The 24,914-nt window shown below is 71.9% G+C and carries 14 protein-coding genes and 4 pseudogenes; 6 read left to right on the top strand and 12 right to left on the bottom strand.

The window, feature by feature from the left end:
- Positions 1-840: 840 nt before the first annotated feature.
- The 3 genes and pseudogenes from UG55_RS38580 to UG55_RS38590 form a co-directional block, all read left to right on the top strand.
- A partial coding sequence (locus UG55_RS38580) for an N-6 DNA methylase (protein WP_242424730.1) occupies positions 841-2,252 on the top strand: 1,412 nt, incomplete at its 3' end.
- A gap of 1 nt (position 2,253) precedes the next feature.
- A pseudogene (locus tag UG55_RS38585) lies at positions 2,254-2,893 on the top strand (type ISP restriction/modification enzyme); the annotation flags it as partial.
- Position 2,894: 1 nt separating this feature from the next.
- Positions 2,895-3,297, top strand: a pseudogene (locus UG55_RS38590) (type ISP restriction/modification enzyme); the annotation flags it as partial.
- Positions 3,298-3,368: 71 nt separating this feature from the next.
- Here the strand turns inward: UG55_RS38590 and UG55_RS18280 are convergent.
- A complete protein-coding gene (locus tag UG55_RS18280) occupies positions 3,369-3,710 on the bottom strand; it encodes a hypothetical protein (protein WP_199865185.1) in 342 nt (113 codons plus the stop codon).
- A gap of 310 nt (positions 3,711-4,020) precedes the next feature.
- Here UG55_RS18280 and UG55_RS27545 point away from each other — a divergent pair, with 310 nt between their 5' ends.
- The gene (locus UG55_RS27545; RefSeq protein WP_199865186.1) at positions 4,021-4,914 is read left to right on the top strand and encodes a dienelactone hydrolase family protein; all 894 of its coding nucleotides are present in this window, start codon (positions 4,021-4,023) and stop codon (positions 4,912-4,914) included.
- A 576-nt stretch (positions 4,915-5,490) separates the two neighbouring features.
- On the opposite strand, the gene UG55_RS18290 is transcribed toward UG55_RS27545, so the two are convergent.
- The 7 genes and pseudogenes from UG55_RS18290 to fsxC form a co-directional block, all read right to left on the bottom strand.
- Positions 5,491-6,033, bottom strand: a complete 543-nt coding sequence (locus tag UG55_RS18290) for a hypothetical protein (RefSeq protein ID WP_066070592.1) — start codon at positions 6,031-6,033, stop codon at positions 5,491-5,493.
- Between the two features lie 198 nt (positions 6,034-6,231).
- Positions 6,232-7,977, bottom strand: a complete 1,746-nt coding sequence (locus UG55_RS47600; protein WP_396230950.1) for an aKG-HExxH-type peptide beta-hydroxylase — start codon at positions 7,975-7,977, stop codon at positions 6,232-6,234.
- Between the two features lie 452 nt (positions 7,978-8,429).
- Positions 8,430-8,660, bottom strand: a complete 231-nt coding sequence (locus UG55_RS18300; RefSeq protein WP_157901531.1) for a hypothetical protein — start codon at positions 8,658-8,660, stop codon at positions 8,430-8,432.
- Positions 8,661-8,724: 64 nt separating this feature from the next.
- Entirely contained in the window at positions 8,725-9,711 is a 987-nt protein-coding gene (locus UG55_RS18305; RefSeq protein ID WP_066070600.1) for a hypothetical protein, read from the bottom strand.
- An 11-nt stretch (positions 9,712-9,722) separates the two neighbouring features.
- A partial coding sequence (locus UG55_RS47605) for a tetratricopeptide repeat protein (protein ID WP_206779391.1) occupies positions 9,723-10,689 on the bottom strand: 967 nt, incomplete at its 5' end.
- Position 10,690: 1 nt separating this feature from the next.
- A pseudogene (gene fxsT, locus UG55_RS47610) lies at positions 10,691-13,634 on the bottom strand (FxSxx-COOH system tetratricopeptide repeat protein); the annotation flags it as partial.
- On the bottom strand, positions 13,631-15,133 hold the full coding sequence (gene fsxC / locus UG55_RS18315; RefSeq protein ID WP_066070604.1) for an FxsC protein: 1,503 nt from the start codon (positions 15,131-15,133) through the stop codon (positions 13,631-13,633). The gene fsxC and the pseudogene fxsT, both read right to left, overlap by 4 nt.
- A 3,308-nt stretch (positions 15,134-18,441) precedes the next feature.
- Between fsxC and nhaA the strand changes: the two are divergent.
- Positions 18,442-19,803, top strand: a pseudogene (nhaA, locus tag UG55_RS18325) (Na+/H+ antiporter NhaA); the annotation flags it as partial.
- 169 nt (positions 19,804-19,972) lie between these two features.
- Here nhaA and UG55_RS18330 read toward each other — a convergent pair.
- The 4 genes from UG55_RS18330 to UG55_RS18345 all read right to left on the bottom strand — a co-directional run bounded on the left by UG55_RS18330 (position 19,973) and on the right by UG55_RS18345 (position 23,245).
- Complete coding sequence (locus tag UG55_RS18330) at positions 19,973-20,971, bottom strand: SPFH domain-containing protein (protein ID WP_066070612.1); 999 nt, start codon at positions 20,969-20,971, stop codon at positions 19,973-19,975.
- Positions 20,972-21,136: 165 nt separating this feature from the next.
- Entirely contained in the window at positions 21,137-21,445 is a 309-nt protein-coding gene (locus tag UG55_RS18335; protein WP_066070615.1) for a transcriptional regulator, read from the bottom strand.
- Positions 21,442-21,918, bottom strand: coding sequence for a hypothetical protein (locus UG55_RS18340; protein ID WP_066070618.1), 477 nt, complete (start codon positions 21,916-21,918; stop codon positions 21,442-21,444). Before UG55_RS18340 ends, UG55_RS18335 begins: the two co-directional genes overlap by 4 nt.
- A 79-nt stretch (positions 21,919-21,997) precedes the next feature.
- Entirely contained in the window at positions 21,998-23,245 is a 1,248-nt protein-coding gene (locus UG55_RS18345) for an ABC transporter substrate-binding protein (RefSeq protein ID WP_242424714.1), read from the bottom strand.
- A gap of 598 nt (positions 23,246-23,843) precedes the next feature.
- Between UG55_RS18345 and UG55_RS38595 the strand changes: the two genes are divergently transcribed.
- On the top strand, positions 23,844-24,914 hold a 1,071-nt coding region (locus tag UG55_RS38595), incomplete at its 3' end, for an ATP-binding cassette domain-containing protein (RefSeq protein WP_242424715.1).

A 24,914-nucleotide genomic window follows, 5' to 3' on the forward strand; every position in this document is an offset into this window, starting at 1 on the left:
ATGCCCGACAGTGTTGATCAGTGGCTTATCGAAGCCGTTTCGGACTTTGGCGACCGCTGCGCGTCAAAGCTCTCCGGGGATGGCGGTGCCGAGGCCGCCATCCGAAGTCCGCTGGAGGGGCTCCTACAGCGGATCGGAGATCACTACTCCCTTTCAGAAGTGACCTGGCACGACGAGGTGCGCGTACCCGAGCTCGGCGTGCGCCCGGACTACGCGATCAGAGTCGGTGGATTCGTGACCGGCTATATCGAGGTCAAGAAACCCGGCCTGACCGTCGATCCGGACACCTTCACCGGCCGCAACAGGCGGCAGTGGGAGCGGCTGCGGGACCTGCCGAACCTCCTCTATACGAACGGCACGGAGTGGCGGCTCTTCCGGGACGGAATCCAGGTCGGCGACACCGTCCACTTCATCGGGGTCCTCAAATCCAGCAGGAAACGTCTCCGGCCGGCCGAACCGGCATCCTTCAACGCACTGATGACCATGTTTCTGACCTGGAGCCCGCCCCCGATAAGCAACGTTTCCCGCCTTGTTCAGCACATCGCTCCGCTGTGTCGACTCCTGCGGGCAGCGGTACTGGACCAGCTGAGAGCCGAGGCCAGATCGGACGCACCGGAGGGAGATCCACGCGCCCGTCCCTTCACCGGGCTGCAGAACGACTGGCGACGGCTCCTCTTCCCGGAGGCCGACAGCCAGACCTTCGCCGATGGGTACGCACAGACGGTGACCTTCGCACTCCTCCTCGCCCGAACTGAGAATATTCCCCTGACGGGAGTCGGACTCCACGAGATCGGCGGGAAGCTCAACGCCGACCACGCGCTCGTCGGCGCCGCACTGCGGATGCTCACCGACGATGTTAATGAGCGTTTCTCGGTGACGTTGGAACTCCTCACCCAGACCATCGCAAAGGTCGACTGGCCGGCCATACGGGACGGGAATCACGACGCATACCTGCATCTCTACGAGAACTTCCTGACCAGATATGACCCCGGCCTGCGACAGCGGAGCGGATCCTATTACACACCGCGACAGGTGGTGGACAACATGGTCCGCCTCACCGAGGACGTGCTGCGCACCCGATTCGGAAAGGAACACGGCTACGCGGAGCCGGACATACGGATAGTCGACCCGGCGATGGGAACCGGCACCTTCCTCCATGCCATCATCGAAAGGGTCGCGCGACATGCCGCCGAGGTGGGCGGTGCGGGAATGCGTGCCGACGCCGTGGCCCAGCTCGCACAACGGCTCTACGGCTTCGAGATGCAGATGGGGCCGTACGCTGTTGCCGAACTCCGCACATCCGTCCTGCTTCGGGCCGAGAACATGCCGTTACCGCGGGACGGCCTGAGGATCTTCCTGACCGACACCCTCGCGACACCCTTTGTCGATGAGCAGGAGGCGCTCTTTGCCCATCATGCCCTGTCCACCTCGCGGCAGCGCGCCAACCAGGTCAAGAGCGAGGTACCGGTCACCGTCGTCATCGGCAATCCGCCATACGACGACAAGGCTCAGGGCCGCGGCGGCTGGGTCGAGGGAACCCCGGAAGACGGGGCGCGGCCGCCGCTGGATGCCTTCCGGCTTCCCGGCAACGGCCGATACGAACACGTGCTGAAGAACATGTACGTCTATTTCTGGCGATGGGCCACGTGGAAGGTCTTCGACGCCCACGAGAGTGATCAGCACGGGGTGGTCTGCCTGATCACGCCGGCCGGCTTCTCCACTGGCCCTGGCGGCCGCGGCCTCCGCGACTACCTCCGGCGTACCTGCGACGAGGGCTGGGTTATCAACCTCTCCCCCGAGGGACAGCGGCCTGATGTCTCAACCAGGGTCTTCCCGACCGTCGCGCAGCCACTGGGCATATTCATCTTCCTGCGTCAGGCCGGAGCCCGCCCCCGCGGGACCACGGCCACAGTTCATTACCGCTCTATCACGGGCCCACGCGAGGAGAAGTTCAGGCGGCTGGCAGAGATAGCCATCGACGATTCCGGATGGCGCCGGACGCATTCGGAGCCGAGCCGCCCCTTCACCCCGGAGACACAGTCCGGCTGGGAGGACTTCCCGGCACTCTTGGACCTGTACCCATGGGGCAGTCCTGGCGTGAAGTCAAACCGCGCGTGGGTAACCGCGCCCAGTCGCGAGATCCTGCGCCGCCGATGGGCCAGCCTGGTCCGCGAGGACGATCCAGACGTGAAGGCCATCCTCTTCAAGGAAACTCGGGACCGCTCACTTTTCCGCATTACTCCACCGCTGCCNGGCCAGCAGGCGCACAGAAACTCAATAAGCCGGGAGCGTACGCCGGTGCCACGCGTCAGGCGCATCAGTCTCCGCAGCTTCGACCGGCAGTGGCTGATAGACGACAGCCGTGTACTCGATTTTCCCCGGCCCGACCTGTGGTCGTCCCCCGAAGACGGCCAGATCTTTCTGAACCAGCAGTCCTCGCACGAGATCGCGTCCGGGCCGGCGGTTGTGGCGACCGCGCTGATCCCCGACACCCATCACTTCAACGGGCGCGGCGGCCGGATCATGCCGTTGCTGCATCCCGACGGTTCGGCGAATGTCATCGGCGGGCTCCTCGGCTATCTGGCGGAAGCACTCGGGGTCCCCGCGGTCTCCGCCCTGGACCTGGCTGCCTACACCCTGGCGGTGGCCGGACACTCCGCTTTCACCGAACAGTTCGCCGAGGAACTTCTCACGCCCGGCGTTCGGCTTCCGCTCACCCGCGACCCGGCGTGCTGGCATCGGGCGGTGAAAATAGGCTCCGAGATGCTGTGGGCCTCCACCTACGGCGAGCGTTGCGCGGATCCTGCCTACGGTCGCCCCTCTGGGGACGTCAGGTTCCGGAACGGAGACCCTAAGCAGGTCAGATATCTTTCGAACATCGGCCCGCAGCTCCNGGACCGGATCGAGTACGATCCCGCCACCAGCACGCTTCATCTGGGCCCGGGAGAATTCGCGCCGGTTCCCGGGGAGGTCTTCAACTTTGATGTGGGCGGTATGCAGGTGCTGCGGAAGTGGTTCGGCTACCGCAAGGCGTCACCCAACAACAAGAGAACCAGCCCACTCGACGATATTCATACGTCCACCTGGCCGCCGGAGTGGACCACGGAGCTCATCGAGCTACTCTCGGCCCTACGCCGCCTGGTCGACCTCGCGCCCGCCCAACGCGAGCTTCTGACGGAGATCCTGGCTGGCCCGACGGTGACGGTCGTGGATCTCACGGCAGCGAATGTCCTCCCCCCTTCCGGTGCCGCGCGGCTACCGCGGCGGCAGCCCGCCGAAGGGCTGTTCGCGGACTGAAACCCGAGCGCGGTAGTCCCACCGCCGCCGGGCGGTCCAGTCGGACCGCCCGGCCCACATTGGCCGCGCGCTCAAGCGAGGAGGAGCCGAACGGCCTGGTCACGGGAGATCACGCCCTGGGCGAGCTGGCGCAGCGCCCGCGGGGCACTGCGGGTCGCCCGCTCCGACCCGACGGCGGCCTCCAGCACATCCGCGAACGACACCACCGCCGAAAGCCGTGCCTCGGCATCCTCCTGCCTGGCCCGGTGAAAAACGGCCGCCCCCAGGTCGGTTGCGGTCAACACGCCGTCCTGTTCAGTCACCAGCTTCAGCCACCGCATGGTCGGCAGCACGGCCGCCACCGCCTCCGGCGCGAGGCCGCGGGCTTCGACCGCCGCCGGATCCGCACTCGACAAAGAAATGTCACCAACCATGAGCTCGGCGAGTATTTGGTGCTGAAATTGGCTGAGTTCGATGTGTGGGATCATTTGGACCATACCCAGAACACAGAGCCGCCGATCCGAGCCGGCATCTCATCGGAAGTTCGGACGAAAAGCATTGTACGCTCGCGAGATTCGAGTCGAGCCGCCGGAAAGTCGGCTAGATTCATGTGCCTACGAACTCCGATATGTGTCTCGCTCCCTCAGCTCGCCGGTTTCGCCCGCCTGCCCGGTCCGGGAACCGAGCCGACACGGGCCCACGGTCACGTGCCTTTACGCTGACCGCGGTGGGAGAATCGCCGCCGTGTCCGCGGACTCCCGCAATCCGACCCGGTCGGCCGAGGCAACGTCATCGGTCATGGCCAGCGCGCCGACCGGGCCGGCGGTGAACGGCGATGCCTCCGCACAGGCGGCGGGCAGTCCCCGCCGGTCGCGGACGACGGTGGACGTCGGTCCGGGCCGGGCGATGGCCGGCGAGCTGACGCTGCCGGCTGGTGGTCCACCGCCGGGCGGCTGGCCGGCGGTGGTGGTGCTGTCGGAGGCGTTCGGGGTCACGCAGGAGATCCGGGAGGTGGCGAGCAGGTTCGCGGACCGCGGCTGGGCGGCACTCACGCCCGACTTCCTGTCCACCGGCCCGTCGTACGTCTGCCTGGTGCGGGCGATGCGGGAGGCGGTCAGCGGCCGGCCGGGGCCGGTGGTCACCGATCTGGACACCGCCCGCCGATGGCTGGCCGACCGTCCCGAGGTGGACGAGCGCCGGATCACCGTCATCGGGTTCTGCCTGGGCGGCGGCCTGGCGATGCTGCTCGGCGGCCGGGCCGGTATCGGAGTGCGGGCCGTCTCCGCCAACTACGGTGAGCCGCCGCGGGTCGAGGCGTTGCGCGGCTGCGCCCCGGTGCTCGCCGCATATGGCAGCCGGGACCGGATGTTCGCCCGCAAGGGCCCGCTGTTGCGGGAACGCCTCGCCGCCGCGGGAGTGCCGGGCGAGGTGACCGTCTACCCCACGGCCGGCCACTCGTTCCTGACGGAACCGCCGTCGAAGCGCAGGCACCAGCTCGCCATGCTGATGGTCGGGCCGCTGCTGCGCCCCGGCCAGGAGCCCCACGCGGCCGCCGAGGCCTGGGAGCGGATCTGGACCTGGTTCGACGAGCACACCGGGACGGAGCCCGACCCCGCACCGGCCGCCGGGAACGCCTGACACCGCGGGCGGATGCTCGGGGAGCTCGGGCGCGTGTGTTCGGTGATCTGACGATGGTGGTCGGTGTTTCGGGCGCGTGTGCGGGAGTGACTATCCCGCGCCTGAAGGGCAGTTTGTGTCTCCTGCGGGGACGTCTTGACGACCACGGTTACGCAGGGGCCGCAACCCCTGCGAGCGAAGGACACGCAAAGCCCTTCAGTCGCTGTCGGCGAATCCTCGCCCACGCGTGGCGCGGGGGTGGCTGTGGGGTGTTGCGGGGCCTGTCGGTGCTCTGAAAGCCCAGGTGGCGCCGTTGCGGTGGGCCCCACGGAGTGCCGGCGGCCCGGCGGTCGCGCCGCGGCGGGATCTTCGCCGGTCGAGGTGTCCGCAGGCGGGGTCGCGGACGCCGAACGGGTGGGGCGGTGGGGTCCCGGTGCCGGCCCGGGGCCGTCGCCCGCCGGGCCCCGCAGCCGGCCCGACGGCCGGGGTGTGACGTCTGATCGGACAGTCGTGTCACCCGGGGGGGCTGGGTCCCGGCTGTCGCCCGAGTGCGGCTTGGGACCCCGAGCGCCCCAACCCTGATCCAAGAGAAGCCGTCTAGTGGACGGCGACCGCGCCGGACTCGTCACCGGTGTCGTGCTGCAGCGTTCGGACCAGGTACTCGACGTTTCGCCGGCCCCTGCCGTAGTCGACCAAGGTGGTTCGCACCCTCGGCCTGCTGCGAATCGTGACCCGGGTGATGCTCTCGACGGGCCGGAGTTCGACCGTGATCCGCTCGCCCCAGCTTCGCCAGCTCACCCGCGTGCGCCCGACGACGCTGTCGGGGACATCGACGCTGTCGGAGACGTCGACGGCGACGATCTCGGCCTGCAGGGCTCGCAGAGCGTCCAGCGCGCGGCGGCGAATGACCACGGACTCCGCCGGCACCTGGAGGACCTCGCAGACCCGAGGCGACAGAGCACCACCAAGCCCACGGTGGCCGCGCAGGGTCAGGGTTCCCACCGTCGCTGCCATGAGGGCCCCGAAGGAAAGGCCCATGATCAGGCCCGCTGCCGCGTTCCAGGTGTACAGCCCGACAAGAACACCGAACGGAGTTCCTAGCCCGACCATCAGTCGCAGGTAGAGCCTCGCTGCCCGCATTCCAAACTCCCCCGTAGGCCCGTCAGGCGGGCGGTTCTCAGTCGTCCGGTCAATAGTCGTCCGGTCAATAGTCGTCCGGTCGATAATGGCGGATTTCACCGGCTGGGCAGGCTGATCGGCAGTGAACGTCGCGTTCGAGGCCGGCGGGCCCTTCCGGAACTGACGAGTCGCCGGCAGGCGTGCGGCGGGTCAGCGGGCTCAGTGGAGGCGGCCCCCGGTGCCGGCCGGATGCTCTGCCAGCCGCCCGTCGCGATACCCCCGCCTCGCCCGCGGGTCACCTCCGACCCAGGCGGCGAGGGCGTCGACGTCCGGCAGCCGGCCCGTCCGGTCGCGGAACCAGCGGGTCAGCCCGTAGAGCACCTCGGGGTGCTCCACGAACGCGGCGGTTTCCGGCCCGGGCCGGAAGCCCGGCCCGGTGGCGGACGCCAGCCGGCGCGCGACGGCCAGCCCGGCGAACGCCGCCAGGTCGGGCACTCCGGGCATGCCCGCGGCCAGCCTGGCAGCGTAGCCCTGGGCCGCCGCCTCGTGGTTCCCGGCGATCAGCAGGACGTCGGCGCGGGTGAGCGCCCCCGGTGTCAGCCCGGGCAGGCCCTCGGGCACCGGGAGGCGACCGGATCCCACCAGCCGCGGGTCGGCCAGGTGCGCACGGACGAGAGCCTGGCGGGGATGCCGGGACGTCCGCGCCTCGGTGGTCGGGATGGCGCACCGCGGCACCGCGCGGGGCCCGGCGTGGACGCGGGCCGAAGCACCCGAGGCAGCCGGGGTTGCCGGGATGACGCCCGGGTCCCACGGCGCGCCGCGCTGCCACGCCGAGGCCCACGCGGCGACCTGCGCAGGGTCGGGTCGCCGATGACGCAGTCGCCAGATGATCTGGACATCGTCGTTCATCACGATGGCCCAGCGGCGCACCGCCGGCGGGACCGGCACACCCGCCCACTGGTCGAGGCGGGCCGTCATGCCGGCGGTGAACCTCTCCCCGAGCCGGGTGAGGCGGCCAGATGACCGCAGGCCCGCCAGCGCCCGCCGGACCGCCTCCCGACACCAGGCGAACTCGAACGCGGCCTGCGCCGCCGGCGCACCGGTTGACGCCAGCGCCCGGGAACGCCAGAACCCGGCGACGGCGAGGAACGCGTAGGCACCCTGAAGGAGACCACCCACCGGGCGCGGATCGGCCCGCCAGGGCGCGTAGTGGACGGCGTCGGCGGACCCGTCGTGCAACTCGACCAGGTCGAGCAGGGCACCCAGCTTGAAGTGGGCGAACTCGTGGACGAGGGTCACCGCGAGGTCGGTGGGATCGTGCGGCGTCGTGGCGGCCACCGCGCCCAGCGCGTCCGAGCAGGTGGCGCTGGCGTACCGCGAACGGCCTCGGTCGTCGAGCGGCACGAGCGTGGACAGCCCGGCGCCCATCGCGGCGGCCTGCGCCGGATCGTGCGCCACCACCAGCGGCCAGCCCCGGACCAGCAGCGCGGACCAGCGCTGCACCGTCCGCCGGTCGAGCCGGGCGGCCACCGCCAGCACCTGGCAGTCCCGGTTGGGGTCGAGATCGTCCACGGTCAGCCGAAAGCGGTGCCGACCGTTGCCTGCCTCCAGCACCCGCAGGGGGATCCAGTGGCCCTGCTCTCCCGGCCCCGCCGCCCCCTGCCTGGTCGCCCCCTGCGTGGTTGCCCCCTGCGTGGTCGCCGTCGCGCCGACTGGCAGCCCCTGGCCGGGTGGCCACAGGACGAATCCGCCTTCCCCGGCGGAGCTGACCCGGGCCCAGCCGTCCCGGCCGCCCAGCCGGAGCACCCCCAGCCCGGGAAGGGTCACGGCCCCGTCCCGGATGTGCACCGGCAGGTCGAACGGGATGCCGGCCCGCAGCGCGGCGGCTGCCGCGACCGCGCCGGCGTGCCCGAGCTCCCGGCCGAGCACCGGGTCGAGCGGACCGGCGAGGTCGACCTGGTCCATGGCCCGCCAGCAGCGCACCAGCCAGACTCCGACCGAGGGGTTGGCGAGGACCTCGTCCACCGGCCGCTGCCTACTTCCCCAGGCCGCACTCCCGCCCGCCGCACTCCCGCCCGCCGCACTCGCCCGCACCGCGCTCGCCCGCACGGGGTTCGCCCGCTCCGGATTCGCCNGCACCGGATTCGCCCGCACCGGATTCGCCCGCGCGGAGAGGATCGTGTCGAGCGCGGCGCGTAGGCAGACCGCCTCCCGGCTGTCCGGCCAGTGGGCGCCCACCCGCGCGGCCAGGTCCCACAGCACCAGCAGGCGGCGGCTCAGCTGGGCGCGCACCAGGCATTCGATGTCCCGCACGCAGCCGCCGCCCGTGGCGAGAGCGTCGAACTGCCGCCCGGAGATGCCGTGGAACGCCGTCCGCCGCCCGGGGACGGCCCGGACGGCGGACGGGGAACCGGCGCTCACGCGGGCCAGGCCGGCACGCCCCCGGCGCTGGTCACGCCCTGGGGACGCGTCGGATCGTCCGGCATCTGCCCCAACAGGGCCTCGCCGGGCCGCCGGATCCGGTTGCGCAGGTGCGCGAGCGCGCCGGCGAGCACGTCCGGATCAGACGACGAGATGTCCGCCAGGTCAGTGTCGTCGAGATCGAGGAGCCCGCTGATGATGTAGTCGACGTCATTCACTGCTGTCAAACCCTCCAGCCCCTGTCCCCTTGCTTCCCGGCCCGTTCCGGGGCGTCAACGGGCCCGGTACCGCTCAGGTCCGGCCGGTGGCCGCGGCGTGCCGGCGCACGAGGTCGTCGAACCGTTCACCGGCGACCCGGACTCTGGCCTGCGCCAGGGTCGCCCCGAACAGCAGCTCGCTGTCGCCCAGGCGGTGGAAGTACAACGTCCCCTGTTCCACGTCCAGCACCGTGCGCTGCACCCGCTGCCCGAGGACTCCGTGCAGGGCCCGGTCCACGCTGCCGGACAGAGCCAGGAACTGGGCGCCGATCTCCTGGTGGACGGCCCGGCGGCGGCGGCGCGAGATGCTGGTGAAGTGCGGTGCCAGATCGGGGACGTCGAACGAGTCCACCGCGCCCGTGCAGACCGAGTTCTCGAACCGGGCGGCATAGTCCAGTTCCCGCCCGCGGACGGCTTCGGTCGCGAGCGGGACGAAGACGGTGTCGGCCGGGGTCTGCACGCCGCCGACCGACACGTGCAGGCGGTCCCGGTCGGCCGGTTCCAGGACCTCCCCGGAGCCCGGCGCCCGCTCGAACCCGCCGGGGCTCTGGCCGGGCAGCCCGAGCAGGGCGCGAATCCCGGTGGTGGCCTCTGCCATCGCCCGGTCCGCGGCCTGCGTGCTGGCGGCGTCCACCGTCAGCCCGATCAGGTACTCGCCCGGCCGGATCAGGTAGTAGAGCAGGGCGCCGGAGCCCACGTCGAACACCGCCCGGATGACCTGTCCGCTGTCGCAGTTCTCCAGTGACGCGCCGATCGTGCGCATCATGAAACGAAGCTGCCGGCCCAGGAAGCCGACCTCACGGCGCCGGTCCGCGACCGACCCGGACAGCCCGCCCTCGCCGACCCGGTCCAGCACGTCCGCGCTGAAGTCGAAGGTGCCGAGGCGGTACTGCGCCAGGTGGTGCACGGAGGTCGGGCTCACCGCGCGGTCGCAGATCGCGCTCCGGGCGTCGAAGTCGGCGTCCACGTGCGCGCCGCGTTCCCGGAACAGGACCCCAGTTGTGGTCACGACGATGGTCACCCCTGCCGCTGTCAGATGGTGTGGATGTCGATTTCGACCTGGGCGCGCCGCGCGCCCAGGCCGCCGCCGAGCCGGGTCACGCAGTCCGCGCGGTTGGCGGTCGCCGCGCGGGTGGACGGATGGTCCGCGCCCAGGTTCCGGCTCGCCGTCGCCGCCGTGGCGGTGTCGAGATCCGCTGCCGCGGCGACCTCCCCGACGCTGACGAGTGCGTTGCCGTAGTTGACTGCCGCCGCCACGGCGAAGGGGTGGTGCGGGAAAAGCCGCTGGGAAAGCCAGGTGAATGCCTTCTCGGCGCTGGTGACCGCCCCGCTGGTGTCACCGTCGGCCAGCAGATACAGGGCGAGGTTGGTTCGGCAGGAATGGGTGAAGGGATGGTCGGCACCGTATTTTCCGGTGTAGGCGTCCAGGCATTCGGTGGCGGTCGCCACCGCCTGCCCCGTCTCCGCGCGGGCGTTCAGGTCGGCGGCGAAACTGAGCGCGCACCCGATCGTCCCCAGGTCCTCGTCGCCGTACTGCTCACGGAACCGCGCCAACGTCGACTCGGTCAGGTCCGCCGCCACCGCCAGGTCGCCCAGCGCCCGCAACGTCACCGCCTGCTGCTTGCGCACCCGCAGCGCGAAGTGGCTGAGCGGTCCCTCGTTGCTCTCCAGGGTGGCCGCCGCGCTCTGCAGCAGGGCGAGCGACTCGTCGCCCTGGCCGAGCTCGCGCAGGCAGATCGCGGTCTGGCACTTCGCCCACGCGGTCAGCGAGGCGTCCGGTCCGAGAAGACGCTGGCGCGTCTCCAGCACCTCCCGGCTCAGGATCAGGGCCTGGTGCGTCTCCCCCGACAGCAGCAACGACATCGCGAGGTTCTGCGCCGCGACGATGGTCGTGGAATGCTCCGGGCCGCGGACGCGCTGGTAGCCGTCCCAGGTGGCCTGGTCCTCCGCCCACGCGTCGCGGTACCAGCCGAGGGAGCGCTTGTCCGAGCCGAGGTTCNGCGCGGTGCGCAGGGTGGCCGGGTTGTCGAAGCCGAACTCGCGACGCTGCCGCGCGAGGGTGCTGCTGTCAAGATCGAAGGCGTCGGAGAAGCGGGCCAGCGAACGGTAGGTGTTGGCGAGGTTGGTCGCCAACCGCAGCGTCAGCATGTCGTTCTCCCCCGCGCTGGCCCGCCACCGCCGCAGGCACTCCTCCCCCAGCACCCGCGCCCTGGTCCACTGACCTGACCGGTTGAGGTAGAAGAGCTGGTACAGCAGCCACATCCGGACGTCGGGCGCGGTGCTGACCGCCGCGGACGACGACGCCAGGTGCTTCTGCAGCTCCTCGTAGACGGGGAAGTGGGCGGTGTCGAACGGCTGGGAGGACGGCGGGGCGTAGGCGGCGAGCACCGACAGGGCCGCCGCGCGGACCTCCCCCTCCCGGCCCTCGGCGGCGAGATGGACCCGCATCTGCTCCTGGACGGCCTGATGCACCCGGACAGTGCTGCCCTGGGGGTCGAGCAGCGCCAGGGAGCGCTCGTGGAGTGCCTGCAGCAGCTGCGGCAGCCCTTCGCTCAGCGGCTCGGCCTCCTCCGGCTCGTACCCGACCCGCTCGAGCATCGCCGGCGACATCACCAGCCGCATGGACGCGCCCAGGGGCGAGAGATAGGCGAGGATCTCCAGCAGGCGGGCCGAGGCCTGGGCGCGCGGGTCGGCGTCCCGCAGCTGCGTGTAGCCCACGCTCCAGGCGGACACGCCGCCGGCGGTCCGCGCGACCTCGCTGCGGAACTGCTCGATCGCCGCGGCGATACCCACCCTGCTCGTCCGGCGCGCCGCCGAGATCGAGCCCGCCGCGTTCGCGAGTTCCAGCGGCACGTCGCCCATGTCCTCCGCGATCGCGTTGAGGTCGTCGCGGGCGGCACCGGGCAGCCGCAGCCCGAGGTACACCATGCTGTCGTCGCGAGGAAGGCCGGGCACCGCCAGAGTCGCCGCGAGGGCGTCCCAGTCCTCCGCCCGGGAGGTGATGATCACGTGCCGGCCGGGGCCCGTGTCCGGAATCAGCCGCTCCCGGTCCAGCGCGGCCGGGTCGACGGCACCGTCGTACACCAGCAGCCACCGGCTGTGCGGATCACCCCGGCGCAGCGCGTCCAGAGCGTCCCGCGCGTCGTGCTCGGCGCGTTCGGTCGGTCCCGTGTGCGCGCGGGCGCCCTGCGGGCCCAGGCGCGAGGCAAGCGCGGCGAGCCCGTCCCGGACGGTCCCCGGGTCGGCGGCGTCCGTCCACCAGACCAGGTCGTAGTCGGTGCCGTAGCGGTGCGCGAACTCGCGGGCCAACGAGCTCTTGCCGAAGCCGCGCGGGCCGGTCAGCACACACCGGCCGGGTACCCGCAGCCCGCCGTCGAGCATCTCCCGCAGCGTGGCGAGCTCGGTGTCCCGGCCGACGAAGAGGCGGTCGCGGATCTGCACGTTCCACAGCGTGGGCGCCTCTCCCGGATACCGGCCGGGGGTCGGGGTCGTCGCCCGCTCGCTGACCGGCAGGCCGAGACGTTCGAGCAGTGCGCCGCGCGCCGATTCGGGTTTCCGGGAGGCCAGACTCAGCCCCGCCAGCCCTTCGTACGCCTCGGGGACCGGGCCCTCGGCCACCCGGATGACGACGAGGGCCAGGTCGTCGGCGTCGGTCACCGGCCCGGCCAGCTCCACCCAGCTCTGGGCGATGGAGTCGTCCGTGGTGGGGGCGGCCACCTGCGGCGAGACGATGATCACGCGGGCATCGGCGGGCGGGTCCCCGAGCACCGCGTCCGGTGCCACCACCTCGACGCCGACCTCCCGCAGGACGCCGCCGACCCAGTCCCGCCAGGCCCGGTCCTGCGGCGCGGCCCAGACCGCGACCCGGCGCGGAGCGGTCGACGAGAGCTGCTCGAACGCGCGGACGATCTGGTTGGCCCGGGTGATCGGGATCGACGGCATCCGGGTGATCTGCCCGTCGCTGACGATCGACGCCAGGTTCTCGTAGGCCCCGAGCATCATGCGTGCCCCGTCGAGCTGGTCACCGAAGACCGCCAGCAGCTCCGTGTAGCTGTAGAACGCCCGGTAGGGCACCTGGAGGCGGGACAGATGCCGCAGCTGCGCCTCCTGGTCGTCGCCGACGAGCGCGGCCAGCGGCCCCTCGAAGAGCCGGCGCACATGCTTCAGCCGGCGTAGCTTGCGCTCCCAGTCGTCCTGGTCGGCGCGGGTGAGGACGGGTACCACCCGCACGTCCCGCCTGGCCCGCTCACGGATGCGGCCCGCGGCCCGCGCACCGCCCTCGATCGCCTGGTTGTGCATCGACAGGCAGAGCATGACCACGTCGGGCAACAGCTCGGTGCAGATGCCGACGATGTCCTGGGTACCCGTCCGGCTGTCCACCAGGACGTAGTCGTACGCGCCGTTGCGCATTCCGTCGCGCAGCGCCTCGATGAAGGCGACACCGTCCGGGCGGTCGAGCAGCCACCCCCAGGGGAAGGTGGCGACGTTGAAGTCGTAGGTCGTGTTCTGGCGCCCGGAGCCGAGGAAGTCGATCAGACCGCCGTCGGGGAACCCGTCCCAGTCGAGCCGCTGGACGTGGTCGGCGACCATCGCGTGTTCCTGGCGCAGGGTGTCCAGCTCGGCCGCCGACCGACCGCGCTCCTTCGAGGCGGCCTGCGAGTGGGCCAGCAGCATGTCGATGACACCGGTCGTGCCGGTGAGGTCCCGGTCGCGCAGGAACGGCCGGAAGTAGCGGTGCAGTCCCGGCGAGTCGAGATCCCAGTCGATCGCGAGGACCCGCTTGCCCGCGCTGGCCAGGATCCAGGCCACATTGGCCAGTGCCATCGTGCGCCCGACCCCGCCCTTGAACGAGTAGAAGGTCACGATCCGGGCCGGAGCCGGACGCCCCTCCTCCGCGTTCTGGATCTTCCCGCTCTCGACCCGCGTGCTCTTCGTCCGCGTCATTTACCCTCCTCGGCGCGCCCGGGCCGGCCCGGCGGCAGGCCGCCGCCGCTCTGGGCCAGCAGGCCGTTTCGTGTCCGGGTGACCAGCCGTGTGGTGGCGTGCGCGAGCTGGTCGGCCGTCCGCACCTCCTCGGGCAGTCGCTCCCCGCGCGGCCGGTGCGGCCGCAGTGTGATCGCCGGGCTCACCTCGCCGCGCAGCCGCTCGGCGTGCTGCAGCGTCTCCCGGTCGGTGGCCGCGAACACGAACAGCACCCCGCCGGCACCGACCCGCCGCCGCTGCCACTCGCCGAACCGGCGCAGCAGGCTCAGGGCCGGTTCGGCGAGCACCGACCACGGGTCGGCCAGCAGAATCAGGATCTGCGCATCAGCCGACCCCCCGTCGAGCCGGTTCATGGTCTCGGCGCTCAACAGGTGGACGTCGACACCCGTGCGCTCGCTGCCGGGCAGGGTGATGCCGGCGACCGCCTGCCGGATGATCTCGACGGCGGACCGGGGGTCCTCGGTCCGGAACGGCCTCCACTCCCCGGGGAACGCGCCGTAACACTGGCGGTCCGTACGTCGGGCGGGCAGCTCGCCGGGGGGTGACACGGCCACGATGAGACACACCTCGGCCCCGACGAACTCGGTTGCCGCGGGCGCGGACGACTGATCAGCGGGCTGCGGCGGACCGGCCGGCGGCTGGCCGGGCTGCCGCGGACCGGGCTGCCGCTGTTCGGGCTGTCGCGGACCGGGCTGTCGCTGTCCGGGCTGTCGCGGACCGGGCCGCCACAGCTGACCGGGCAACACGGGACCACGGGGAAGATCCGCGCCAGTACCCGCTGGCGCGACCTGGGCAGGCACGGCGGTCCGCTCGACGCGCGGGGCGCCGTGGGGCAGGCTCAGCCTGGGCAGCGTCCGCTCGGGAATCCGCGGCGGCGGGTCGTCCGCGGCCCTGGTGACACGGCCGGCGATGGCGCTCACCAGCCTGCGCCAGCCCGAGGAACCCGGGTCGCGCCGCGCGAGCCGCAGGCCGCCGCCATCCTCGTAGCCAGGGCCGAAATCCCCCCACAGCACGTCCCGGCCGACGATCGACGCATCCTCCACCCCTTTGCGCAACGCCCAGCGGACCCCGATGAGCGCCGGGGTCGCTCGTCCCGTCAGCCGGTTGTGCCAGCGCACCCGCTCCCGGAACAGCGTCCATTCGAGCAGGCAGGCCTGGTCCTGCAGATAGCCCTGCGAATAGAGGACGACCAGCGCGTGGCAGGTCTGCACCTGCGCCGAAGCCGCGACGAACCCGACGGGGCCAGGCGTTTCCCCCCGGTCGCCGACCGGCGCCAGGGAACCGATGTTCGCCTGCTCGCGGCCACGCCGGTCGAAGATCTCCCGTTGGATCTCGTCGAAGAGGGAACGCGCGTAGAGGGTGTCGTCCTCCGGTGCCAGGTGGAGCACGAACAGGGGCGGCGGGCTCAGCCGCGCCGGCTCGCCCGCACCCGCGGAAACCGTGATCGCCGCCGCGTTCATCGCGCCGTCTTCCCGGCCGACCGGCTACCCAGACAGAATGACATGACGCACGGTAGCAATGACATCACGTGACAGGCAGGCAGGGCGGCGGTCATGAGGAGGCTCCGAACGCGGGCCGCAGCTCGTCCGCGGTCTCGGAGTCCAGCGGTGGGAGGGTCTCCCGGGAGACCTCCTGGATCCGCTCCGCCAGGGCGCTCAGATGCTTCCGGAAGGCTCTCGGGCTGTGCCGCATCAGGTCGACCAGCGGCCGGTCTCCACCGAGGTGGATCGCCGGGAACTGCAGGTGGGTGGCGGCCTCCGGGATGGGGCGGGTGAGCCGCAGCCACTGCAGCGGGATGATCGCGGGCGGCGGGCTGCCCTGGGCAACCGCCGCCCGCCGGACCCGCTCCGCGAAGACCGCGAACTCCCGGCCGCACCAGTCACTGCCGAAGTAGTCGTCGGACCACAGCCCGAGCAGCACCGGCGCGCCGATCAGCGCGCCCCGCAGCTCGAACCGCCAGTGCACCCCGCCCTGAAGGCTCAGCAGGTCGAGAAAGCCCTCGGCGGTCTCGTCCCGGGGAACCCGGACGTTGAGCTCCTCCTGCAGCGCCTGATGGAACCTTCGGACCAGAGCGTTGTCCCGTTGGCGCGCGTAGCTGGTGAAGAACAGGTAGCGGCACTGCGCCAGCGCACCCGGCACCTGGTTCGCCACGGCCCCGCGCGCGGTGTGGGTCACGTCTGAGTCCGCCCAGGCCCCGGCGCTCGGACCCGCGGACGGGGTGTCCCAACGCCGGGCGATGTGGTCCACCAGCCGGCGGAACATCAGCACCTGCCGATCCGCCGGGTCGGTCAGTTCCAGTGCCCGGGCCACCGCGTCGAGCATCGCGGGTCCGGGCTGGTCGACCGCGTCCTCGACCACGGCTGCCAGCTTCGCCACGAGCGGTGCGGCGGGCAGCAGCCGCACCGGACGTCCCAGCAGGGTCTCCAGCGTCGCGTGCCAGGTGGCGAACCGCTCCGGATCGTTGACGCAGTCGACTTGGCGCAGTTCCCCGACCAGGCTGGTGACGTCCCGGTCAGTGACGGCGGACGACCCGCCGCCGACCGGCCGCCCCCCGGCGCCGCGCGCACGGGTGCGGCGGGGGTGCCCGCCGAGGCCGGCGGCGATGCCGGCACCGGCGGCGGGCTCGTCCGCGGCCGGCTCGGGCAGCAGCGGGCGGCTGGCGTCACCGGCCGCCGCCTGCCCGGGCCGCGGCACGGCGGCCCGGGCGGCGGCGACCAGGTCAGCGCAGGCCTGCGGGCTCACCTCGCCGCGCAGCAGGAGGCGGCCAGCGCCGGCGAGCAGACCCGGGCGGTCGTCCAGGCCGGCCGCGATGCGGTCGGCGAGATCAGGCGCGACCATCGGCGCGGCCTCGCGCAGGAACAGCACCGACTCCTCCCTGCGCAGCGGACCGATCTCCACGGTGCTGCCGGACCAGGCACTCTCCGCCTGCCGGGCCACGACGAGCACCTTCGCCGCGGGGATTCCGAGGCTTGCCGGCTCAGCCAGGTAGGAGGCGTATTCGGACGGTTTGTCGGCATCGGCGAACACGATCAGGCTCGGGAGCGGATCCGCGGCGCCCGCGCCCGCCCCGGCCGCCCCGCCCGCCCCGCNCGCCGCTGCGACCTGCAGCCGGCGCCGGAGTTCGGCCGTCCGCGCGGGCTCGTCGTCACCCGGGGAGATCCACCAGACCGCGCCATAGCGAAGCTTGTTGCGATGGGAATACTCGATGGCCACCTCGGTCACGCCGAGATACGAAAGCCCGTTCCCGGCGACGACCGCTCTTCCCTCGGTCGACAGCAGGGTGTGCAGACGCTGAAGCTCGTCGTCCCGCCCCGCGAAGAACTCGTTCTCGGCCGGGGTGTTCCAGGTGGGCGGCGGCGTACCCGGCCGCCGGGGTGCAGGTGGCGCCGCGGGCCCGTCGTCGGTGCCGTCGATACCCAGCTCGGCGAACAGCTCCCCCACCGCCTGATCGTCGAGTTCACTGACGTCGAACGACGCACCGGCCCGCAGCGGCTCGGGGAGGGGCTCATTGTCGATGACGACGCGCACCGTGTGCGCGCCGAGCACGGAACCGTCGCCGAACATCTCCCAGTCGACAGCCTGTAACGCCGGCGGGCCGACCAGGTCGACCGGTCCGATCAGGTCCACCGGGCGGAACCGGCGGGAGAGCAGAACCACGACGACGTCCGGGTTGTTGGCGCGGATCCGGGCGGCCGAGTCCGCCAGCGCCTCCCGGGTGGGGTTCCACGGCACCTGCTCGACGACCTGACCGGCAGCAAGCGCCGCGAACATGATCCAGTCGGCCCATTCCTGGTCGGAGCCCACGTAGCTGACGACAAGCCGCCGGCCGGCGGCCCGGCGGGCGGGCGGCCGGTGCGCGAGCCGGTCAGGGGTGGGGGCGGGCACCGTGCGGGTACCGCCCTGCCTGCGGGCAGCCTCGTACACCCGGGCGGCGACCTGCCGCACGACCTCGTAGTAGTCGTCGCGCGCCCGTTCACGCAGCAGGTGGTAGAGCCCGGAGCTGTTGTACGCCGGACCGAGCCCCCGACCGGCGCGCTCCAGGTGGGCGGTGACGTCGTCGGAGAAACAGCTCTCCGCCGGGCGCCAGAGCAGCGGGACGAAGGTCTCCCCGTCGTCGGCGCGGGCCCGCCCGGTGAACCGTGACCAGTCCCGGGAGCACTGCTCGTCGGCGAAATAGCGATCGGAGCACAGCGCCACCGTCACGGGCGCGAGGCCGGCCGCATCCGCGACCGCCCCGAGCGGGCCGGTGGCACCGGCCGGATGGTTGCGCTGGCCACCGACCCCGCTGCCCGCCAGCTCCCGCAGCTCCACCTCCAGATCGCTGTGGAAACGCGCGACCGCGGGCTCGTCCTCACCTCGCGCCGAGCCGAGAAAGAAATAGATCCTCAATGCTTCCCCCGTCGCCCACGCAGACCCGGCGCGACGAAGAGCCACCGGGCAATGCGCTGCCGAATCCTAGCCGCGAAGCGGAACGAGGTCGACGTCGCATGTCCGGGTCAAGCCGCCAGATTTCCTGCCGAGGGCTACTTCGTACTACAACGCTTCGGTCCCGGCGAGAGCCAGCACGGTGACAGTGCCCACCAGTTGGCCTCGACCCGTAGAAAGACGGGTTCTCCTCCGCACGGAAGCCGGTACCGTTACTCACCGTGCACGGTCGCCGCACCGCGACAGGAGAATGCCGCCGCGGCAGGCCTACCAGCAGTAAATTATCCGCCAGAAGCACGGTCGACGATCCCATTCACGCCCATGGTGAGGAGCCGGCCAGCATATGGCATGGTCATCGGCGCGCACCCGAACCACGTCTCCCCGTTTCCGGCACGCATTCGGCCGGGTGAACACGGCCCGTGGCCCATGCCTGGCACCCGGCCCCTCGGGCAATTCACCCAATTCGCTCCCCGATTACTCCCCGGGCACCGTCCTGGACCCGGCGCCGGGCACTTCCCCCGATTCCCGGAACGACCCGGCGGTTTCCGAGGCCCGCACCCGTCACGGGGCCTTCGCGGCCTTCCTGCGCGCGGAGACCACCGGTGGCCTCCTGCTGCTGTGCGCGACCTGCCTCGCGCTGGTCTGGGCGAACACCGCTCCCGGCGGCTACCACCGCGTCTGGCGGTACAGCGCCGGGCTCGGCCCACACTGGCTGCATCTGGACGACATGACGCTGTCGTCCTGGGCGGCGGACGGACTGCTCGCGATCTTCTTCTTCGTGGTGGGACTGGAGCTCAAGCGGGAGCTGGTCACGGGCCACCTCGCGGACCTCCGCGCGGCCACCCTCCCCGTCGCCGCCGCGCTCGGTGGGATGGTCGTGCCGGCGCTGCTCTGTCTCGCGGTCATGCGGGGCGGGCCGGGTAGCGCGGACGGGTGGGCGATTCCGGTGGCCACCGACATCGCCTTCGCACTCGGTGTGCTCTCGCTCGCCGGCGACCGGATCCCGAGCTCGCTGCGGATCGTGCTGCTCGGCCTGGCGGTGGCTGACGACATCGGCGGGATCATCCTGATCGCCGTGGTCTTCGCCGCCGGCCTGGTGCTCGGCTGGCTGGCCGCGGCGGCTGCCCTCGTCGGCTGCATCGCGCTGCTGCAGCGGCGCCTGCGTCGGGTACCGCTGCCGCTGTACGTGCCGCTGGCCGTCGGCGTGTGGGTGTGCACCCACGCGGCCGGGATCCACGCGACCATCGCCGGGGTCGTGCTCGGCGTCCTCGTGCGGTGCCGGCCGGATCCGGGCGAGGCGGAGACACCGCTGTCCCGGTTCGAACGCCAGGTCGTCCCCTGGTCCGCCGCCGTCGTGGTCCCGGTCTTCGCCCTGTCCGCCACCGGAGTCTCGGTCCGGCCCTCCGACCTGGCCGCCGTGGTGCGGGAGCCGGTCGCGCAGGGAATCATCGCCGGCCTCCTGCTGGGCAAGTTCATCGGGGTGCTCCTGGGTTCCTGGCTGGCCGTCCGGCTGGGGATCGCCCGCCTGCCGGACGGCCTGCGCCACCGGCAGCTGATCCCGATCGCCCTCCTCGCCGGCATCGGCTACACCGTCAGCCTGCTGATCGCGCGGCTGGCGCTGCCCACCGAGGAGGACGCCGCCAGCGCGGCGACGGCCGTCCTGATCGCTTCGACGCTGGCAAGCGTGCTGGCACTGCTGGTCCTGCGCACGCCGCTCCTGCGCCTGCTCTTCGGCGAGCGGGCGCAGCCGGAGCGCCGGCATGAGGCAGAGCGCCGCAATGAGCCGGGGGGTCGAGACGGCCAGGGTGCTCGGGCGCCCGCGCCGGGCAGGGGGGCGATGGAGCAGGCCCCCCGGCCCGGAGGGGCCGGGCCGGTCAGGGCGAGGTGACCGCGAAACCGGCGCCCGGCGCGAACGTCGTCACGTTCGGTGGGATCGCCTTGAGCTGGTCGATCGCCGCGCAGGCCGGGCAGGAGGCGTAGCCGGTCTGACGAATCTGGTTCGCCTCCGCGTCGGCCCGTGCCTGCGCGACCCGGGCCTGGGCCTCGCTCACCCCGGCGAACGCGGCCTGCGCCTTGTTGACCGCCTCCTGCACCTGGGCCGGCAGGGTGATCCGGACGAGGTTGAACTTCAGGTCGATCAGGAACGGTGCGCCGAGGGTCGCCTCCAGATCCCGGGCAAGCGACTCGTTGATCGCCTTCTGGACCGCGGCGATGTTGCCGTTGGACGATTCCACCGGGCCGGTCGGCACCGACTCGACGGCGGCCGGGCTCACGGTCTGGTTCGCCCCGAGCTGCACCAGCGCGCAGGAGGAGACCAGCTGCGCGCAGTCGAAGGTGTTGATCTGCTCGCGCAGGTCGTTGTCGATGACCGGCCGGATGATCGTGTCGAGGAACGCGGACCAGCCGTTGTCACCGTCGTACGGGTGATAGTTCTGTCCGTTGGAAAGCAGGCGGAACTTTCGGGTCCCGAACTTGTCGTCGAAGGTCCGGAGAACCTCCGGATCGGCGTTGAGGCTGAAATACAGCGTGCCCTCGATGCCCATCTCGACGCCGTCCTTCGACGGCACGCGGACGACCTCGTGGTCGGACCGGTCGCCCTGCCCCTCGTTCGCGGTGATGGTGTAGAAGCGCTGCTGGGCGGGGTACTTGTGCACATCGGAGTAAAGCCCGACCCAGACCCGACCGGAAGCCGGCTGGATGACCTGGCGGATCCGGTGGTTGTCGAGCGGGCCTCCGTTGCGGACGACCGCCACCTGACCGCCGTTCGTGCGGTCGAAGGACCCCAACGCCCCGATCCCGAGAACAAGCAGGTAGATCAGGAGCGCGGCCAGCGCGGCGGCACCCGCGCGGGCCCGCCAGGACCAGTCCGACATGCAGTCTCCTCAGCGGGGCGACCGGAGTAAGCGGAATCGTCACCGATGATGGCGTATACCTCTCGATGCGCCCACTGCGATTCGGCGGACCACTGTGTCATGAGCACGACGTCATGAGCACGACGCTCACGAGTCGGCCGTGAGCAGCCCACGGGCCGGCTGCGCTCAGCCGACGTCCAGCGCGTCCGCGGCGGCGACGATCGCCCGAAGGGCGGCCACGTGCTGACGGAACGCCACCCGCCCCGCCGGGGTCAGCCGGGCCCGCACCCGGCGGCGCTGCCCGCTCTTCTCCCGGTCGAGATGGACATACCCGGCCTCATGCAAGGTGGCCAGTTGCTTGGAAAGGGCGGAGTCCGACAACTGGAACCGGTCCCGGATGTAGGCGAACTCGACCCAGTCCGCGGCCGCGAGCAGCGACACGATGGACAGCCGGGTGGCCGGGTGGATGATCTCGTCGAAGCGCGCCTCGGTCACCGGGCGCCCGCCGACTGGGCGACGCGGCGGATCCGCGCGAGCAGCATCGGCCCGCCCAGCAGCACGATCATGCCGACGAAGACACCGGCGCCGGTTGCCGGATGCCCGCTCCCGTCAGCGGAGAGCGCGAGCGCGACCGCGACCGTCACCCCGGCGAGCAGGACCAGCCCGCCGATCACCGCCGTGGTGACGTGTGCGCCCGCGACCTCGGCGCGGACACTCAGCTGCCGGCTTCCGCGCCGGCCGTGCACCACCCGCGGGGCGACCGTGGAGTGCAGCGCGCCGAACCCGAGGGTCGCGCCCATCGTCACCCAGGGATGGTCCAGGTCGGCGAGCACGCCGAGGACCACCCAGCCCGCCGCCACGAACCACCAGTACCAGGCGGGCACCGCTATCCGCTCCACCACACCGCGGCGGCCACCCTCGACGGCCGCCAGGGCGGCGCGGGCCTCCTGCGCCGAGATCTCACCCATCGCCCACTCCTTTCCTGGTTGGAAACTCAAGGTAGAGTTTCCAACCAGGAAAGTCAAAGCCCGGAGCGCCGCGGGTGGGTCAGTCCTCGATCGGGGTCACGCCGACCGCCTTGTAGGTGGTGGGCTTGCCCTTCGCGTCCAGCGTCGTGAGCAGACCACCGCGGGCGCACTCGGCCGGGCTCTCCGGGTAGGCCTTGCCGTTGCACCGGAACCGCAGTCCGGTCACACCCGGCAGATCCTTCTCCGGCATGCCCTTGATCGCGGCGGTGACGGTGGCCGGGGTGATGTCCCCGGTGAGTCCCTCCAGCGCGTTCTGGAAGGCGGCGAAGGTGATGAACATGGCTGCCGCGCCGGCCTCGGTGACGTCGATGTCCTTGCCGTAGGTCTCCACGACGGCGTTGAAGACGGCGATCTCCGGGTCGTCCGAGCCGATCGGCGCGGTGGCCGTGATCGTCATGCCCTCCAGGAAGTCACCGGGGACGGCCGCGCGGGTCGCGTCGGTGATGCAGTGCGCGATGGCGGCGAGCGGCCCGTCGTAGCCGACCGCACGCAGGCCGTTGAACGCACTGATGCAGAACGCGTCACTGCCCACGACCTGGACGATCCCCGGGTCGCCGCTGGCGATCCGCTGCATCTGCGGGGTCATGTCGGCGGTGCCCGCCGGGATCTGGACGACGTCGAGGGCGACGCCCTGCGCCTCGAAGGCTGGCCTGGTCACCTGGTAGAGGCCGGTGGTGACGGGCAGGTCGATCGCGATGACCGTGACCTTCTTGGCGTTGTTCTCCTTGGCGACCTGGATCGGCAGGGTCACCAGGGGGAAGAACTGGTCACTGAGGATGAAGGTCGACTCGGGGTCGCCCAGCGACCCGGCGCCGTTCGCGGTGTAGAACATCACCGGCACGTGCGCCTCGTGCAGGGGCTCCCAGATCTGCTCCCCGGCGCCGGAGGAACCGACGACGACGGCGGCGACGTCCTCCTCGATCATCCGGTTGGCGCAGTCGGTCGCCTTGGCCGGGTCGGCGAGCGCCTCGCACTGCACCAGCTTGATGGGCCGGCCCGCGATGCCCGAACGGTGCTCGTTGAGGAACTTGACGGTCGCGTCGGCGACCTCGAACTCGTATGACAGGTCCGCGGCCGGGCCCTGCCCGTCCGAGATGACGCCGATCTTCACCGGCTCACCCGTCGCCTTGGCCACCGGGCCGAGTGCCGCGGTCGAGGCCGCGGGGTCACCCGCCGGCTTGCTGTCGGTGTCGTCGTCCCCGCCACAGCCGGCGAGGAAGATGCTCGCGGCGAGAGCGCCCAGCGCCCCCAACGCGGATAAGCGCACGGTGATCGGCGCTCCGGGCCGACTCCCACGGGTCGACCTGCCGAACAAGATCCCCAGTTCCCGCATTCCTGATGTCCCTCATCTCGCGGTGATATCCCTGCGTCCGTCTGCCCGCCGGCCGTCTCCCCATCCCCCGCGTGGCCCGGCCCGTCCGCCGGCCCCGCGAACCGGACCGCCGGTCCGAGACGCACGGCTACCGTACGGACCAGCGGTCCGTTTCACAAGGGAAACCTAAGGAAAGTCCCAGGCAGCGGGGCGGAAAACCGTTTTGGGCGCCCGGCCGGGACGGCTATCGTGAGACGACGGCCCGTGCGGAGCCAGCACGACCGACCCGAGCCGACCAGAGGCCGACCTGAGGCCGGCCCGAGCCGAGCCGGCCCGAGCCGACCAGACCTGAGGAGCCGTGACGTGGAGGGCGACGACGACATCTCCGGCTGATCCCGGAGATGGTCGGCCGCCGGCGCGCCCGCGAAGGCAGCGCCGCCGCGGCCGACGCTGACGTCCCCGCTTCCACGTTCCGCCCGTCCGGCGCCGGCCCACCGAGTGTCGCCCCTCGGCGGGCCCCGCGCCCGCGCCCACGAGCCGAGGTCCCACCCGCATGTCCGACGTTTCCGTCGTCTGCTCGAACCTGTCCTTCTCCTGGCCCGACGACACCCCGCTCTTCGACGGGCTCTCCCTCACCGCCGGGGCCGGCCGCACCGGTCTCGTCGCCCCGAACGGTGCCGGCAAGAGCACCCTGCTCAGGCTGATCGCCGGGGAGCTGCGGCCCACCGGCGGCAGCGTGACCGTCAGCGGTGCCGTCGGCTACCTGCCGCAGACCCTGCCGCTGGCCGGCACTCTGCGCGCCGCGGAGGTACTCGGCATCGACCCGGTGCTGCGGGCGCTGCGCGCGCTGGAGGCCGGCGACGCGAGCGAGGAGAACTTCACCGTGATCGGCGGCGACTGGGACGTCGAGGAACGCGGCCGCGCCGAGCTTGACCGCCTGGGCCTGGGCGAGGTCGCCCTCGACCGGCCCCTGCACACGCTCAGCGGTGGCCAGATCGTGTCCCTGGGCCTCGCTGCGCAGCTACTGCGGCGCCCCGACGTGCTGCTCCTCGACGAGCCCACCAACAACCTCGACCAGGCCGGGCGCCGCCGGCTGCGGAACGTCGTCGACGGCTGGAGCGGCTGTCTGCTGCTGGTGAGCCACGATCGGGCCCTGCTCGACCGGATGGACCGCATCCTGGAGCTCGATCGCGGCGAAGCCCGGGCCTACGGCGGGAACTTCACCGCCTACGCGGAGGCGGTGCGCGCCCAGCAGGCGGCCGCCGAACGTGACGTCCGCGGCGCCGAGCAGGAGCTGCGGCGGCAGAAGCGGGAGCGGCAGCAGGCCCGGGAGCGCTCGGCGCGCCGCGCGGGCAACGCCGCGCGCACCGTCGCCGACGCCGGCCTTCCGAAGATCGTCGCGGGGGCCATGCAGCGCCGGGCCCAGGAGTCCGCGGGTCGCTCGCAGCAGACCCACAGCGGCCGGGTCGCCGACGCGAAGGCCCGGCTGGGGCGGGCCGAGGAGGCTCTGCGTGACGAGCAGGCCCTGGTGCTGGAACTGCCCGGCACCCGCGTTCCCGCCGGGCGGACGCTGTTCACCGGGGAGGGCATGCAGGTCCGGTACGGCGAGCGGCCGTTCTTCGCC

The organism is Frankia sp. EI5c, from assembly GCF_001636565.1.
Classification (GTDB): domain Bacteria; phylum Actinomycetota; class Actinomycetes; order Frankiales; family Frankiaceae; genus Parafrankia.

Coding starts and splice junctions, on each gene's coding strand:
- UG55_RS18280 (WP_199865185.1), bottom strand. CDS start 3,710: ATGGTTGGTGACATTTCTTTGTCGAGTGCGGATCCGGCGGCGGTCGAA.
- UG55_RS18290 (WP_066070592.1), bottom strand. CDS start 6,033: ATGCGGGCAGCGAGGCTCTACCTGCGACTGATGGTCGGGCTAGGAACT.
- UG55_RS47600 (WP_396230950.1), bottom strand. CDS start 7,977: ATGGACCAGGTCGACCTCGCCGGTCCGCTCGACCCGGTGCTCGGCCGG.
- fsxC (WP_066070604.1), bottom strand. CDS start 15,133: ATGAACGCGGCGGCGATCACGGTTTCCGCGGGTGCGGGCGAGCCGGCG.
- UG55_RS18330 (WP_066070612.1), bottom strand. CDS start 20,971: ATGTCGGACTGGTCCTGGCGGGCCCGCGCGGGTGCCGCCGCGCTGGCC.
- UG55_RS18340 (WP_066070618.1), bottom strand. CDS start 21,918: ATGGGTGAGATCTCGGCGCAGGAGGCCCGCGCCGCCCTGGCGGCCGTC.